The organism is Microbacterium sp. APC 3901, from assembly GCF_030407765.1.
In the GTDB taxonomy this organism is placed as follows: Bacteria; Actinomycetota; Actinomycetes; order Actinomycetales; family Microbacteriaceae; genus Microbacterium.
In genome coordinates, this window is record NZ_JASDCU010000007.1 from 30,338 (window position 1) to 46,342 (window position 16,005).

13 protein-coding genes are annotated in these 16,005 nt (G+C 69.2%); 5 read left to right on the forward strand and 8 right to left on the reverse strand.

The window, feature by feature from the left end; genetic code table 11:
- Nucleotides 1-15: 15 nt before the first annotated feature.
- The 7 genes from QMA07_RS07840 to QMA07_RS07870 all read right to left on the reverse strand — a co-directional run bounded on the left by QMA07_RS07840 (nt 16) and on the right by QMA07_RS07870 (nt 9,543).
- On the reverse strand, nt 16-3,048 hold the full coding sequence (locus QMA07_RS07840) for a S8 family serine peptidase (protein WP_290161000.1): 3,033 nt from the start codon (nt 3,046-3,048) through the stop codon (nt 16-18).
- 172 nt (nt 3,049-3,220) lie between these two features.
- Nucleotides 3,221-4,678, reverse strand: coding sequence for a cation acetate symporter (locus QMA07_RS07845; RefSeq protein ID WP_290161001.1), 1,458 nt, complete (start codon nt 4,676-4,678; stop codon nt 3,221-3,223).
- On the reverse strand, nt 4,675-5,049 hold the full coding sequence (locus QMA07_RS07850; protein ID WP_290161002.1) for a heavy metal transporter: 375 nt from the start codon (nt 5,047-5,049) through the stop codon (nt 4,675-4,677). Before QMA07_RS07850 ends, QMA07_RS07845 begins: the two co-directional genes overlap by 4 nt.
- A complete protein-coding gene (locus QMA07_RS07855; RefSeq protein WP_290161003.1) occupies nt 5,046-5,765 on the reverse strand; it encodes a LytTR family DNA-binding domain-containing protein in 720 nt (239 codons plus the stop codon). The genes QMA07_RS07850 and QMA07_RS07855 overlap by 4 nt, the downstream gene beginning before the upstream one ends.
- A 9-nt stretch (nt 5,766-5,774) precedes the next feature.
- Nucleotides 5,775-6,956, reverse strand: coding sequence for a histidine kinase (locus QMA07_RS07860; RefSeq protein ID WP_290161004.1), 1,182 nt, complete (start codon nt 6,954-6,956; stop codon nt 5,775-5,777).
- A gap of 42 nt (nt 6,957-6,998) precedes the next feature.
- Complete coding sequence (locus QMA07_RS07865; RefSeq protein ID WP_290161005.1) at nt 6,999-7,244, reverse strand: YbdD/YjiX family protein; 246 nt, start codon at nt 7,242-7,244, stop codon at nt 6,999-7,001.
- A gap of 1 nt (nt 7,245) precedes the next feature.
- On the reverse strand, nt 7,246-9,543 hold the full coding sequence (locus tag QMA07_RS07870; protein ID WP_290161006.1) for a carbon starvation CstA family protein: 2,298 nt from the start codon (nt 9,541-9,543) through the stop codon (nt 7,246-7,248).
- 186 nt (nt 9,544-9,729) lie between these two features.
- On the opposite strand from QMA07_RS07870, the gene QMA07_RS07875 reads away from it, so the two are divergent.
- From QMA07_RS07875 to QMA07_RS07895, 5 genes are all read left to right on the forward strand, one after another.
- On the forward strand, nt 9,730-10,272 hold the full coding sequence (locus QMA07_RS07875) for an ECF transporter S component (RefSeq protein ID WP_290161007.1): 543 nt from the start codon (nt 9,730-9,732) through the stop codon (nt 10,270-10,272).
- Between the two features lie 93 nt (nt 10,273-10,365).
- Entirely contained in the window at nt 10,366-12,126 is a 1,761-nt protein-coding gene (locus tag QMA07_RS07880) for an ABC transporter ATP-binding protein (RefSeq protein ID WP_290161008.1), read from the forward strand.
- The gene (locus tag QMA07_RS07885; protein ID WP_290161010.1) at nt 12,123-12,941 is read left to right on the forward strand and encodes an energy-coupling factor transporter transmembrane component T; all 819 of its coding nucleotides are present in this window, start codon (nt 12,123-12,125) and stop codon (nt 12,939-12,941) included. The genes QMA07_RS07880 and QMA07_RS07885 overlap by 4 nt, the downstream gene beginning before the upstream one ends.
- A gap of 11 nt (nt 12,942-12,952) precedes the next feature.
- A complete protein-coding gene (locus tag QMA07_RS07890) occupies nt 12,953-13,828 on the forward strand; it encodes a siderophore-interacting protein (protein WP_290161011.1) in 876 nt (291 codons plus the stop codon).
- A 110-nt stretch (nt 13,829-13,938) separates the two neighbouring features.
- Entirely contained in the window at nt 13,939-14,511 is a 573-nt protein-coding gene (locus QMA07_RS07895) for an ECF transporter S component (RefSeq protein WP_290161012.1), read from the forward strand.
- 221 nt (nt 14,512-14,732) lie between these two features.
- On the opposite strand, the gene QMA07_RS07900 is transcribed toward QMA07_RS07895, so the two are convergent.
- Nucleotides 14,733-15,896 carry an acyl-CoA dehydrogenase family protein gene (locus QMA07_RS07900; protein WP_290161014.1) on the reverse strand — a complete coding sequence of 388 codons (1,164 nt, stop codon included), beginning with the start codon at nt 15,894-15,896 and terminating at the stop codon, nt 14,733-14,735.
- Nucleotides 15,897-16,005 lie beyond the last annotated feature (109 nt).

Genomic DNA, 16,005 nt, shown 5'->3' on the forward strand with positions numbered 1-16,005 from the left:
CGACGTCTGTGACTGCTACTGCGCGTCGACCGTCACGATCGTGCGCACGGCGGACTCTCCGTACTGCACGAGTCCGAGATAGCGGGTGCCGGCGGTGAGACCGGTCCAGCCGAGCTCGTAGCTCGTCGCCTGGCCGCGCACGGCCTCGATCGGGTTCGGGGTCGCCGTCAACGCACCCTCACCCTCGGGCTGCACGGTGGCGTAGGTCATGTCCCACGTCATCGGAGCCGAGGTCGAGTAGACGTTCGCGACCACCAGGTAGGTGCCCGCCGTCGGAGCCGGCAGCGTGACCTGCTCGTCGGCCGAGCCCGTCGCGGACTGCCAGCGCTCGTAGTACCGCAGGTCGTCAGGGCCCACGACCCGATAGACCGTGAGGTCGAGGTCGCTGCCCGTGTCGTCCGACGAGTCGAGGTCGAAGCGCGAGAGCGTCGTGCCCTCCGGCACGTCCACGATCCACGACACGTCCTTGTTGACGTCGCCCGATGCCTCGTCACCCGAGTGCCCGACGACTCGACCGTCCGGATCCTCCAGCAGCGTGAACGGAGCCAGACCCGACACCCCGAGCGCGAGAGCGCCGTCGAGGCCGGGAGTGATGTCGACCGTGGTCGAGCCGTCGACCCCTGTGCCCTCGACCTCGGCCGGAGCATCAGCCGTGACCGGGAACACCGCGATCGGCGACCGCACCGTGTTCTTCTTGCTCGTCCAGGTGAGCGATCCGGTCGCCCACTGCTCGACCGGCGCGCTCTGGTTGTCGAACGTGACCGTGTAGGTCGCGGTCTGACCCGGCTTGTCGAACTTCAGCGTCGACGGCTGCACCGTCGCGTTCACCCCGGGCAGATCGACGGATGCCGTGAACGTGCCCTTCTCCGTCGCGGTGACCGTGCGAGTGACCGTCTGCGCGCTGGCGAGCGACCCGATCGAGAACGACGCGACATTGAGGTCGCTGCCGTCGATCGGCTCGCCGGGGAAGTCGGCCAACCCCTTGCCCTCGAGGAACGCCACCCAGTCAGGCACGTCGTTCAGATAGAGCAGACCCGGTTCGAGCATGCGCTTCGGGTCGACCTGACCGGCGCCCTGCTGGAACGGGTCACGGTTGGCAGACCCGTCGGGGTTCACCGTGTCGTACGCGGTGGTCATCATCGCGGACTTGATCTCGGCGGGCTTAGCCTGAGGCCGCTCGCTGAGATAGAGCGCTGCGAGACCGGCGATCTGCGGAGACGCCATCGACGTGCCCGACAGGATGCCGAAGGTCGGCTTCTCGCCCGGGGCGTTCTGCGTGGCCGCGAGGATCGCGACCCCGGGGGCGGCGATGTCGGGCTTCATGATGTCGCTGCCGTCTGCCAGCATCGGGCCGCGGCTCGAGAATCCCGCGATCTGCGGCACCGGCGTCACCACCCCTGTCGTGTTCTCACCCACGAGAGTGATCGGACGGTCGACGCCGCCCTGCACGTAGGCGAGCACCGCCGCACGGTGCACCGACGCGAGGTGCACGGTCGGCACGGCGTGGAAGTCGTTGTCGAGCGAGTCGGCGGCACCGGGCACGTTCACGAGCACGACGCCCATGCCACCGGCATCCTTCACGACCTGCGACTTCTCGGCGCGAGCATTGCCGCCTCGGTCGCAGACGACGATGTGCCCCGCGACCTTCGCCGCATCGAGCGTGCCGGGAAGACACAGCGCCGCATCGGCGACAGCCTGGCCTGCGGCCGGCGCATCGCCTGCGTAGATCGACGGCCCGGTGACCGTCGTGCCGAACGGCACGCTCACCGATGCGCCCGCCTGGGCGAAGCCGTCGAACTGCACGGTGCCCTCCCACGTGGGGATCGTCGAGGCTGCGACCGTGGTGTACCACGGCGACGCGTGATCGGCGGTGACCGAGTCGGGGCCGTCGTTGCCGGCGCTGGTCGCCACGAAGACGCCCGCTGCGGCCGCATTGAAGAACGCGATGTCCTCGGGGGCGAGCACGGTGGATGCCGCGCCGCCGCCGATCGAGTAGTTGATCACGTCGACCCCGTCGGCGACGGCCTGGTCGATCGCTGCGATCAGGTCGCTGCCGGCGCAGATGTCGTCGGTCGTGACCGCCTCGTCGGGCCCGACGTAGCAGGCCTTGTAGGCCGCGACCTTGGCTCCGGGTGCGACACCCGAGACCTTGCCGAAGTCGACGCCCTCGATCGAGGCCTTCACGCCGAAGTTGCCGGCCGCCGTGCTCGCGGTGTGCGAACCGTGCCCGTCGCCGTCACGCGGCGACAGGTAGTCGTACTGGAAGTCGAATCCGGCCGCCTCGGCGCCGGTGTAGAAGTACTGCGCTCCGATGAGCTTCGACGAGTAGTCGCCCTTGTCCCACTCCTGGGCCTCGACCATCGCGCCCTGGAACTGACCGCCGTCCGACTTGTCGAAGTAGACGAAGGTGCCGTCGGTGTACGGCTGGCCTCCCTTGTGGCGCTTGTCGTTCTTGGGCTGCTTCTTGAGCTTCTTGCCGTCGAACGACGGGTGCTCCGGGGCGATGCCGGTGTCGATGACACCCACGACCACGCCCTCGCCCGCCTTGTCGACGCCGCCGGTCTGCTGCCAGACGCCGCCGCGGCCCTTCTTGTCATCGCCGAGACCGAGGAAGTCCGTCGCGGTCTGCGCGTCGGGGTGTCGGATGAAATCCGGGTACACGCCGTAGACGTCCTTCGAGGCCCGGAGCTTGTCGACCTGCTCTCCCGAAAGATCGGCGCTGAAGCCGTTGAGCACCACCTGGTAGGTGTTCTCGGGGGTGACGCCGACCTCTTGCGCGATCGTCTGCTGCTCGGACTCGAGATGCTCGACGTAGCGCTGAGAGTCCTGAGACTGCCTCTCGAGCTGCTCGCCCTCGGCCGGCTTCGTCGCCTTGAGACCGTTGACGTCGCCGGTGTAGCTCGCGAGGGGATCGGACTTCAGCACGACGATGTAGTGACCGGGCGTGCCTTCGACCGGAGTGGGGTGGTTCACCTCCTCCGTGCCTGCGTAGCCTGCGGTTGCCGTCGATGCGATGAACAGCGTTGCCAGGGTTGTGGCCGCTGCCATCCGGAGGGGTGTTCGACCCATGCGCTTCTCCCGATGATCACGGTGCGACTGCGTTGCCGCACCGCCGTTCAAGCTACGCCCGGCTTCCGTCCACACACCAGAGTGGGGGATTATTCCTGGACGAACGGCCAGCCGTGTCGCCAATGGTCGACAGTCGCCGCGAGAGGCCTCGTCAGCGCCGCTCCGGCGAGTGCACGCGGGCGAGGAACCTCGACGTGCGCGGCGACGGTCCTCGTGGATCGAGGAGCGAGACGACCACCGTGACCGCCGTCGCGAGCGGTATCGTCCAGGCGGCCGGCTGCGCGAGATACGGAGCGGCGACGCCGATCCCCCCGACCGCCCCGTGCACCAGCAGCGCCAGCCCAGCGGCGAGTCCGCCGGTCGCCATCCCCGATACGGCGCCGCGAGCCGTCAAGCCCCGCCACCACACACCGAGCAGCACGACGGGTGAGAGCGTCGAGGCCGCCACGACGAAGACGGTGCCCACGCTCGAGACGAGCCCGGCCGGCGCTGTCATCAGCGCGACCGTGAGCGGCACCAGGGCGCAGAGCACGGCGGAGACCCGGAACGATCGCACGGATCCCGAGAACACGTCCTGACTGATCACCCCGGCGAGCGACACCACTAGGCCGGCCGAGGTCGCCAGGAACGCGGCGAACGCGCCCGCGACGATGAGGGCCGTCAGGAGCTCTCCGAACGCTCCGGGGAACACTCGAGAAGGCAGCAGGAGCACGACGGTGTCGGCGATGCCGGGCACGGCGAGATCGGGGGCAGCGATGCGCGCCAGCAGTCCCATCGCGCTCGACACGGCGTAGAACGCGCTGACCATCACGATCACGATCACGGTGGTGCTGCGCGCCGAGGCCCCCGTGGGGCTCGTGTAGAAGCGCACGAGCACGTGCGGCAGCCCCATGGTCCCCAGCAGCAGTGCGAGCAGCAGGGAGGCCGACTCGTACGCGTCGAAGCCGGACGGCCCGGCCTCTGCCGGGAACACGAGAGCGGGATCGAAGTCGTGCGGGCCCCCGGTGAGCGCGAACGCGATGCAGATGACGGGCACGAGGAGGGCCACGAGCTTGAGCCAGTACTGGAACGCCTGCACGTAGGTGATCGCGCGCATGCCTCCGGCCGCCACGGCAGCGGCCACGAGCACGGCGACCGTGACGGCGCCGACCCATTCGGGGAGCCCCGCGACCACGACGAGGGTGATGCCCGCCCCGTGCAACTGCGGCACGATGTACAGCCACCCGATGATCAGCACCGCGAGACTCGTGACTCGCCGCGCCGATCGCGATTCGAGCCGCGCTTCGACGAAGTCGGGAATCGTGTAGGCCCCGCTGCGGCGCAGCGGGGCGGCGACGAACACGAGCACGAGCAGGTACCCGGCCGCGTACCCGATCGGGAACCAGAAGCCGCGCGCGCCGTCGAGGAGGACGAGTCCCGACAGCCCGAGAAAGGTGCCGGCCGAGAGGTACTCGCCGCTGATCGCCGAGGCGTTCCACACCGGGCGGACCGTGCGCGAGGCGACGAAGAAGTCTCCGGTGGTGCGCGACACCCTCAGTCCGTACACGCCGATCAGCAGCGTCGCGAGCACGATCAGCGCGACGCCGACGAGATTGGCGACCGTGTTCATTCGCGGTCTCGGAGCGCACGATAGCGCCGCTCGTTGCGCGCAGCGGTGCGTGCATAGAGCAGAGCGAAGACCAGGATGATCGGATAGAACGCGAAGGCCTGGAGCAGCCACGACAGCGGCACGCCCCACAGCGTGATGCTCTGCATCCCGGGGATCAGCGCGAGGGCGAGCGCCAGCACCACGACGACCACGACGAAACCCGCGACGGTGCCGAGCGCCAGGCGGAGCTGGCTGCGCATCAGGGCGCGCGCGTACACGGCATCCGCCTCGTCGACCGGCGCTCCGGGTAGCGCGATTCCACGGGTCAGGGCGGGTTGGCGCCGGGGCGGCAGATCGGACGTCACCCGGACGCGCTTGGGCGTCTCGGTCATGACCCGGTCCCGCCGCGCACCAGCGCCTCGCGCACCGTCGACACCAGACGCCTGCTCACCGACAGCGGCACGCCGCCGATCACGAGCGACGGCTCGGCACCCGACAGGCGCGCCTCGGTCACCGCCGAGACGCGCACCAGGAGGGAGCGATGGATGCGCAGGAACCCGGCATCCGCCCACCTGCCCTCGAGCTCGGAGATGGGGATGCGGACGAGGTGGCCGGTGCCGTCTTCGGTGTGCAGACGGGAGTAGTCTCCCTGGGCCTGCGCCCAGACCACGTGCTTGCGCTGCACGAACCGCACGGCCGACCCGACGGTGACCGGGATCACCTCGTCGTCACCGGACGACGAGGTCTCGCCGAGCTCGAGCACGCGGTCGACGGCACGGCGCAGTCGCTCGGTGCGCACGGGCTTGAGCAGGTAGTCGGCCGCGCGCAGCTCGAACGCCTCGACCGCGCGCGCCTCGTCGGCGGTCACGAACACCACGGCGGGCGGGTCTGCGAGACCGAGGAACGCGCGAGCGAGCTCGGTGCCGAGCAGACCGGGCATGTGGATGTCGAGGAAGGCGATGCGCACGGCGCGCTCGGACACCTGACGCAGCGCATCCGCACCGGTGCGAGCCGTGAGGATCTCGCCGATCCGATCGTCGGTGCGCAACAGGTGCACGAGTTCGTCGAGCGCCGGCTGCTCGTCGTCGGCGACGAGGACGTCGATCATGAGCGCACCTCAGTCGTTGTCCGGATCATGGAGCGGTTGCGACTTCGGCACCCGCATCCGCACCAGGGTACCGGCGCCGGTGTTGGTCTCGACGATGAGTCCGCCGTCGGCGCCGTAGAGCTGCCGGAGACGGGTGTCGACATTGCGCAGACCGATGTGCAGCCCCTCGGCCCCGGCTGTGAGCAGCTCGCGCAGGCCCTCGGGGTCCATCCCGATCCCGTCGTCTTCGACCGTGATCTCGGTGTGCGTCCCGTCGTCCTGCGACGCGATGCGGATCTCGCCACCGCCCTCCCCCGGCTCGAGGCCGTGGCGGACGGCGTTCTCGACCAGTGGCTGCACCGAGAGGAACGGGATGACGGTGGCGAGCGTCTCGGGCGCGATCTGCAGAGTGACCCTCAGTCGGTCGCCGAACCGAGCGCGCTCGAGCTCGAGATACGAATGGATGCTGCCGAGCTCTTCGGCCAGCGTCGTGAACTCGCCCTGCCGACGAAACGAGTACCGGGTGAAGTCGGCGAACTCCAGGACGAGTTCGCGGGCGCGCAAGGGATCGGTGTGGATGAACGACGCGATGGCGGTGAGCGCGTTGTAGATGAAGTGCGGCGAGATCTGCGCACGCAGCGATCGCAGCTCCGCCTCGGCCAACTGCGTGCGGGAGGCCTCGAGGCTGCCCAGCTCGACCTGAGCCGCGCACCAGTCGGCGACCTCCTCTGCTGCCCGCACGAGGGAGGCGCCCACTGGTGCGGCGAACGCGACGACCGCTCCGATCACCCGCCCGTCGACGAGGATGGGGGCGCCGACCCCTTCGAGCCCGTCGTCTTCGCCCGGCGAGGGGAACACCTGGCGACGACCCGACGCCGTGACCTGTTCCGCGATGCGCACCGCGGCGGATTCCAGCCCGTCGGAGGGACCGTCGAACGACAGGGCGCCGTCGGCATCGACGATCGCCACCGCCGCACTGCCGAGCAGCACCCGGAGATGACGGGCGGCCTTGACCGCGTCCGGGCCCGCGAGGCCGGCCCGCAGATGGGGTGCGGCCAGGCTCGCCTGGTGCAGGGCAGTGAGGGCCGCCCGTTCCGCATCGCTGCCGAGGTCGGCGGCGCCCCGCGCGAGGCGGCGAGCGAGCAGCAGCAGGACCGTGAGGACGACACCGCCGAGCACGCCCAGCACCGCAGCGAGAACGACGTCGGTCATGGTCTCAGCCTATGCAGTGGGCGCTCGGCGGCGACCACGGAATCAGCAGCAGCGCGCACCCGGGTTGCGATCCTGATCGTCCATGCGCTGCCGCCAGAACTGGCGTTCGGTCATCGGTTCCTCGTCCGGGTGCAGCCGATGCTGATGGGCGACGTACGTCGCGTAGGCGCTGTCGCCCATCAGATTCGTGATGTACCAGCGGATGCCGCGGCCCACCCGCCCCGCGGCGCTGAGCAGCGTCCCCAGGAGGGTGGTCGCGGCATCCGTCCGATTCATGGTGTCGACCATCTCAGTGGGACGACGCCTTGCGCTCGTCGGCGAGGATCGGCTCCCATTCCTTCTCGAGTTCGCGCTCGGCCCCGCTGGGCAGGAACCCCGCCGGTGCGAAGCGCCGCGAGGCGATCGGGTCGTCCTCGGTGTTCTCGCCACCGCCGTTGCGGATCGCTTTGATCGTCACGATGATCGCGGCGACCATCACGATGATCGCGAGCGTCACGAAGATGATCGACAGCGTGCCCTGCACGGCCGTGTTGCGGATGACGGCCTCGAGCACCTCCGGTTCGCCGAGCGAGGTGTCGCCGCTGTCGCGGGCTTCGACGTAGCGGAGATGGTTCGCCCAGTAGCCGATCGCCGGCACGGGCGAGGCGATCTTGTACAGCGAGGCCGTGATCGTGACGACAGCGGTGAAGGCGAGCGGCAGGCCGATGATCCACAGCCACTTGACGTAGCTGCGTCCTCTCTTGGCGACGATGGCCATCACCACGGCGAGCGCGATCGCGGCGAGCAGCTGGTTCGCGATGCCGAACAGCGGGAAGAAGGTGTTGATGCCGCCGAGCGGGTCGGTCACGCCGAGGATGAGGATGGCTCCCCACCCGGCGACCATGATCGCCGTGCAGATCCACACTCCAGGACGCCACGAGACGTCGCGGAACTTGGGGAACCAGGCGCCGATCGAGTCCTGCAGCATGAAGCGGGCGACACGGGTGCCCGCATCCACCGCGGTGAGGATGAACAGAGCCTCGAACATGATCGCGAAGTGGTACCAGAACGCCATGAGCGCCTGCCCGCCGAGGGCCTGCTGCATGATGTGCGCGAGGCCGAGCGCCAGCGTCGGGGCGCCACCGGTGCGCGAGACGATCGACTCCTCGCCGACCGCCTGCGCGGTGCCCGTGAGCATCTCGGGCGTCAGATTCACCCCCGTCAGCCCCAGGGAGTTCACGAAGGCGACCGCACCCTCGACCGTGCCTCCCGTCGCCGCCGTCGGAGCATTCATCGCGAAGTAGATGCCCTGGTCGATCGAGATCGCGGCGACCAGCGCCATGATCGCGACGAACGACTCCATGAGCATCCCGCCGTAACCGATGAAGCGCGTCTGGCGCTCCTTCTCGATGAGCTTGGGGGTGGTGCCCGATGCGATCAGAGCGTGGAACCCCGAGAGCGCGCCGCAGGCGATGGTCACGAACAGGAACGGGAACAGCGGACCTGCGAACACCGGCCCCATGCCGTTCTCGCCGAAGATGCTGACCGCCGGAACCGTGATCTCGGGGCGCACCAGGATGATCGCGCCGGCGAGCATCACGATCACGCCGATCTTCATGAAGGTCGACAGGTAGTCGCGCGGTGCCAGCAGCAGCCAGACCGGGAGCACCGCGGCGATGAAGCCGTAGATGATGATGCCCCACGCGATCGTGGTGCGGTCGAGGTGGAAGATCGCCTGCCCCCACTCGGTGCCGGCGACCCAGCCGCCGCCGATGATGGCGGCCATCAGCAGCGCGAAGCCGATGATGGAGACCTCGGTGACCTTGCCGGGGCGGAGGAACCGCAGGTAGATGCCCATGAATATGGCGATCGGGATGGTCATCGCGACGGAGAACACGCCCCAGGGGCTCTCGCCGAGCGCGTTGACCACGACGAGCGCGAGGATCGCGACGATGATGAGCATGATCAGCAGCGAGGCGACGATCGCCGCCGTGCCGCCGATGCGACCGAGCTCCTGACGCGCCATCTGGCCGATCGTGCGTCCGCCGCGGCGCATCGAGAAGAACAGCACCGTGTAGTCCTGCACGGCACCGGCGAGCACGACGCCGACGATGATCCAGATGGTGCCGGGCAGGTAACCCATCTGGGCCGCGAGAACGGGACCGACGAGAGGGCCGGCGCCGGCGATGGCGGCGAAGTGGTGTCCGTAGAGCACGCGGCGGTCGGTGGGGACGTAGTCCTTGCCGTCCTGCTTGACCTCGGCAGGGGTCGCGCGGCGGTCGTCGGGGCGGGTGATGTACTTCTCGATGACCTTCGAGTAGAACCGGTAGCCGATGAGGTAGGTGCAGACGGCCGCGAACACGAACCAGATCGCGTTGACGGTCTCACCGCGCACGATCGCGAGCATCGTCCAGGCGACCGCGCCGAGCAGGGCGATCGCCGACCAGATGAGGATCTTGGGCAGGGTCCAGCGGTTCGCCTTCTCGTGATGCTCCTCGGTCAGAGCGACGGGGGGAAGGGACGGGTCGGTCGTGATCACCGGCTGGTCGTCGAGTCGGGTGCGATCGAGTCCGGTGCCGTCGCGGCGATGCGACGAAGATGCAGTCATGGGGGTCTCCTCGGGGTGCGCTTCTTTGCGTTCCCCCACGCTAGGAAGCATCCGCGCGGTATGAGGTCGCAGCACCGAGGCGATGCGACGAACGGCGCCGACGACGCGACGAACGGATGCCGAGGCAGCGGTTTTGCACGGTCGACGACCGCATCCGATCCGCCTGTGCGCAAGTAGGCTGGAGGCGTGGCATCCTCCCCCGTCCTGACCACTCGCGTGCTGCTCGTGTGTGCCGCGATCGGCGTCGCCACAGGCATCCTCGGAGGGATCGCCGGCCTCATCACGCCGGTCGTCATCGCCGCAGCCCCGTACCTCTACGGACTCGTCCTCGGCTCGCACGTGCTTCCCGGCATCATCGCCCAGGAGGTGCTGCGCCGCCCGTTCGTGGCCCTCGTCACGCACGTGTTCGCCGCTCTCATCTCGAGCGCGTTCAACCCGGCCTGGACCCTGCGCTTCATCGGCACCGCGCTGCTCTTCGGCGCGATCCAGGAGGGCATCGCCGCGCTCACCCGCTATCGCTCGTGGGGCCCATGGCGCTTCTTCATCTCGGCCGGCGTGATCGGGGTGATCGTCGCAGTCGTGGTGTTCTTCGCCGTCGACCTCGGAACCTTCGCGCCGTGGCTGCAGATCTCCTACCTCGTGATCGCGGTGCTCGGTCCGATCGCGTGGACGGCAGCCGGACTCGCGATCGGTGCGTCGCTGAGCCGCGCGGGCGTCGCACGGCGCTGATCCACCGCATCCCGGCTTTTCCGACGCGTGGTGATTCAGGTAAGGCTCAGCTAAGTTAGAACGGTACCGATCCGCCGAAACCGGGGTTATGCCGTGCGCTCATCCGCGCCCCTTCTCAGCGTGCGTGGCCTCTCGATCACCCACGCCGATGCGGTGCACCCCTCCCCCCACGACGTGTCCTTCGACATCGGATCCGGCGAGGTCGTGCTGCTCCTCGGCCCCTCGGGTTCGGGCAAGTCGACGCTCACGCTCGCGCTCAACGGACTCATCCCGCACGCCGTTCCGGCCAGCATGACGGGGTCGGTCGACGCCGGCGGCGTCAGCACGGCTGATGCCGACACCGCGTCGCTGAGCACCCACGTCGCGATGGTCTTCCAAGACCCGGACGCGCAGATCGTCACCGGCACCGTCTACGACGAGGTCGCGTTCGGCCCCGAGAACCTGCTGCTCCCGCTCGACGAAGTGCACGCCAGGACGGCGGATGCGCTCGGTCGCGTCGGTCTCTGGGAGCGCCGAGACGAGAACCCCGACCGACTGTCGGGCGGCGGGCGGCAGCGCCTCGCGATCGCATGCGCACTGGCCATGGGATCGCCTCTGATCGTGCTCGACGAGCCGACTGCGAACCTCGACCCGCAGGGCATCGACGATGTCTACGCCGCACTGACCGATGTGATCGCGGCCGGCGATCGGGCGATCCTCCTCGTCGAGCACAACCTCGACGCGGCGATGGGCTTCGTCACCCGCACGATCGTGCTCGACCGCTCGGGTCGCGTGGCATTCGACGGACCGGCGGGCGAGATCATCCGCTCGCACGCGGCCGAGCTCCTGGCGATGGGCGTCTGGCTCCCCGGAGCGACTCTGGCGGCGCTGCGCATGCAGGACGCCGGCATGCACTTCGACGAGCTGCCGCTGACGCCCGCCGAACTCGCCGGCGCGCTGACCGCGGTCAGCGCCCCTGCCACGTCTCCGGCATCCACGGCTCCCTCCACGTCCCGTCTGCAGGACCAGAACACGGATGCAGGATCAGAAACCGCTGTCTCACCCGGCATCCGTGCTTCCGCCCTGCAGACGGACGACCCCTCTCGACCGATGACCGCCCCGATCATCAGCGCTCGCCGCCTCACGGTGCGCCGTCACCGCACCGAGATCCTGCACGACATCGATCTCGACATCGAGCCGGGAACCCTCACGGCGATCATCGGCGCCAACGGCGCGGGCAAGACCACCCTGCTGCAGTCGCTCGCCGGAGTGGTGCCGCCGCCGAAGCGGCAGGTGACGGTCGACGGCATGGATCCGGGAGCGGCGTCGCCACGTGAGCTCGCGAGCCGCATCGGGTTCGTGTTCCAGAACCCCGAGCATCAGTTCATCGCGCACACGGTGTTCGACGAACTGGCGCACGGGCTTCGGCTGCGGCACACTCCGGATGCCGAGACGCGCGAGCGCGTCGACGCCATGCTCTCCCGCTTCGGACTCGAAGCCAAAGCCGAGGTGCACCCGTTCCTGTTGTCGGGCGGAGAGAAGCGCCGCCTCTCGGTCGGCACAGCTCTGATCACCCGTCCGCAGGTGCTCGCGCTCGATGAGCCGACCTTCGGCCAGGATCGCGCGCGGGCCTCCGAACTCCTCGCCCTGCTCCGCGATCTGCGCGCCGAGGGAACGACGATCGTCATCGTGACCCATGACCTCCAGCTCGTCGCCGCACACACGTCGCACACCGTGATCCTCAAGGACGGTCGAGTGCACGCCGCCGACCGCACAGACGCGCTCTTCCGAGACGAGGCTCCGTTCATCGAGGCCGGGCTCCGGCTCCCGGCGCTGCAGCGCGTGCTGGCCGACGCAGGGCAGGCGATCGCATGAGCGCGCCCGCCTTCGACCCGTACGCCGCCGTCTCGGCATCCTCGCGGCGCCAGTTCCTCTATGCGCTCAACCCGCTAGCGAAGGTCGCCGGGGTCGCCCCGGCGATGCTGCTGTTGATCTTCGTGCGCGACCTCGCCACGCCCGCCGCCTTTCTGGTGCTCTCTCTCGCGCTGATCGTCGCGGGATCGCGCGTGACCTGGCGCACGGCCGCGCTGCTGTTCATCGCGCTTCCCGTCGGCATGCTCGCGATCGGAGTCGGGTTCTCGCTGTGGGTCGATGCGTCTCTGGTCGACGACACCCGTGCCGCGCTGCAGATCAGCGGGTGGACGCTGTATGCGGGCGCGCTCGAGATCGGCTTCGCCACGGCTCTCCGCCTCGGCTCGATCGTCGCCCTGGCGCTCATCGGCGGCCTGACGACCACCGGCCCCGACCTCGTGCGCGCCAGCGTGCAGCAGCTGCGTGTGCCCTACCGGATCGGCCACACGGCCCTCGCCGCCTTCCGCTTCGTGCCTCGCTTCGGCCACGAGCTCTCGGTGATCCGCGCCGCGCACCGGGTGCGCGGCCATCACGGCGGCAGCGGACCGTTCGCGCGCATCGCCCGAGGCTGGGGTTACATCGTGCCCCTGCTCGCCGGAGCGATCCGCCACGCCGAACGCGTCGCTCTCGCCATGGACTCCCGCGCCTTCGGCGCCCACCCGACGCGCACCGAGCGCCACCTGGTGCCGTTCCGCACCCGCGACACCGTCTTCATCCTCGCCTCGATCGCCGCATCCGCCGCGATCTTCGTGCTCTTCTTCCCCTGGCAGCTGCCCTGAAAGGCGCCCGCATGGCATACAGCAAACTCGTCAAGCCCGAGTCAGCCGAACTCATCCATCTCAGCGTTCTGCGCACCGAGCGCCTCTCCGAGCACTGGATGAGGGTCACCCTCGGGGGAGGCGAGATCGAGAAGTTCCGTCCGATGGGCTTCGACCAGTGGTTCCGCCTGTTCCTGCCGATCGGCGGCGACGCCGGCCTCGACCGCGTGCCCGCGAAGGCGAACAGGATGTTCGGGTATCTCAAGTTCCTGCGCATCCCCGACGGCGAGCGCCCCGTCATGCGCAACTACAGCGTGCGCGCGTATCGCCCGGCGACCGATGAGTCGGACGCCGAGATCGACGTCGATTTCGTGCTGCACGGGTCGGCGGCCGACGGCACTGCCGGCCCCGCGTCGCGATGGGCGGAGACCTGCGCTCCCGGTGAGCACGTGCTGATCATCGACGAGGGGCTGACGTTCAACCCGCAGCGCGGCACGGATCGCGTCGTGCTGGTGGGCGATGAGACGGCGCTGCCCGCGATCGCCTCGATCTGCGCCTCGCTGCCTGCGCACGCCACGGGCACGGCGATCATCGAGGTGCCGTCCGAGGAGGATGCGCTGGAGTTCGCACATCCGTCCGGTGTGGACATCGTCTGGCTCGTGCGTCCGCACGAGTTCGATCCGGGGTCGTTCGCCCTCGCTCGCCTGCGAGAGCTCACGCTGCCCGACGCGCCGTTCCACGCCTATGCGGCGGGCGAGCAGTCGCTCGCCTCCGGCGCACGCAAGCAGCTCGTCGGTGAGCACGGCGTCGACAAGAACAACGTCAGCTTCTGCGGGTACTGGAAGATCGGCGCGGCTTCGCCCACCTCGAAGGCAGCTCGCGACGCAGCAGCGGAGCCCCTCTCGTGAGCGGCGCGGATGCGGTGGAGCCGAACGCGGGTCAGGGGGCCGATGCGGGGCCAGAAACGCACCGCTCCCCCGATGCAGGGCCGGAAACGCACCGGAGATCGGCCGCAGAGGTGCGGAATCGACCCCGCAACGCGCGCGAACGTCGCTTCCGGTTCCCGACGGCGATCCTCCTGACGTGCGCGGCCCTGGGCGTCGCCGGTGGGGCGCTGCTGGCCCCGGCGAACTGGCTCTCGACGATCCTCTTCCCCGGCCTTCCGTTCGTCAGCGTCGGGCTGGCCGGGCTGTGGCTGCTTCCCTCGGTGATCGCCCTCCGCCTGCTGCGCCGCCCCCTCGTCGGCCTGCTGGTGGGCCTCCTCGCCGGGCTCGTCATCGTGCCGTTCTCGGGATACGGCTTCAGCAGCGTGGCCACCAATCTCTGGTGGGCGGCGTTCACCGAGCTGCCCTTCCTCTTCGTGCTGTGGCGCTACTGGGGAACCTGGCTCCACTACCTCGGCGCGGCGATCGTCGGCATCGTCTACCCGCTGCTCGCGTGGGCATCGTTCAACCTCGGCAGCTTCGAGCTCTCCCTGCAGATCACGTTCTTCGCTGTGACCCTCGCCAGCTGCCTCGGGGCCACCGCACTCGGCATCCTGATCGCCGACAGACTGCGACGGGCCGGCGTGGGGGCGCGCCTGCCGCGCTGACGTCGCTCGGCTCGACTCCGTCCGGCGTCTCTCGTCCGGGCACAGCTTCGGATGCCGACGTGCGGCGCGCCGTGCGCCGGCATCCGGCTCCAGCGGGTCGCGCCTGCCGTCCGAATCCGTGCCCGGGCCACGGGGATGGGTTCGACACCGAACCTCACGCCCGCCCACACGCGAAGGGCCCCGGATGCCGGCATCCGGGGCCCTTCGGATCCAGCGATGCGTCAGCGCTTGCCGACGATCTGACGACCGACGAGGTCGCGCATGATCTCGTTCGTGCCGCCGTAGATGCGGTGCACACGGGCATCCGTGAACGCCCGGGCGATGGGGTACTCCATGATGTAGCCGTAGCCTCCGTGCAGCTGCACACCCATGTCGAGCACCTCCCACTCGCGCTCGGTCGCCCAGAACTTGACCTTCGCGGCGTCCTCGGCGGTGAGCGTGCTGTTCTTGTAGGCGAGCAGCGCGCGATCGATGTAGGCCCACATCGCGTCCGTGGTCGCCGACATGTCGGCGAGCCGGAAGCGTGTGTTCTGGAAGTCGGCGATGCGCTCGCCGAACGCCTCACGGTCCTTCGTGTAGGCGACGGTCCAGTCGAGGGCGGCCTGCGCGGCCGCGGCCGCGGCGACGCCGATCGACAGACGCTCGAGCGGCAGGTTCAGCATCAGCTGGATGAAGCCCTGGCCCTCCTTGCCGCTGATGAGGTTCTCGTCGGGGATGAACACGTCGGTGAAGCTGAGCTCGGCCGTGTCCCAGCCGTGGAAGCCCATCTTGCTGAGCTTCTTGCCCTGGTCGAAGCCCTCCATGCCCTTCTCGACGAGCAGCAGGCTGAAGGCGTCGGGGCGGTTGCCCTCGCCGGTCTTGACGAAGGTCACGACGACGTCGGCCGTCGAGCCGGAGGAGATGAACGTCTTGGCGCCGTTGAGGATGTAGCCGCCGTCGACCTTCTTGGCGTTGGTCTTGATGCCGCGCAGGTCAGAGCCGGCGCCGGGGTCGGTCATGGCGAGCGCGCCCAGCACCTCGCCGGTGGCCATGCGTGGCAGCCACTTCTCCTTCTGCTCCTGAGTGCCCATGTGCACGAGGTACGGAACAGCCAGATCGTCCTGGATGCCGAAGGCGCCCGCCAGCGAACCCGCGCCGGAGGCGATGACCTCTTCCATCACGATGGTGCGGAATCGGTAGTCCTGCAGCATGCCGGCGCCGCCGAACTCCTCGGGCACGGAGAGACCGATCAGGCCCGCCTCGCCGGCCGCCAACATGGTCGCCCGGTCGATCTCACCCGCGGCGTCCCACCGTTCGATGGCCTGGTTGCTCACGTGGCGCTTGACGAAGTCCTTGACGAGGTCGCGGAACGCCTCGTGATCCTCTTCGTAGATGTCGCGTTCCATTGCGTCCTCCCGAACGTTCGTGCGTCATTGCTCCGGCGATTCTATGCCGGGTCGCCGACACCACGACAGCCTGTTGTGAGAATGCATCCCACAGACCGTGGGACTGGGT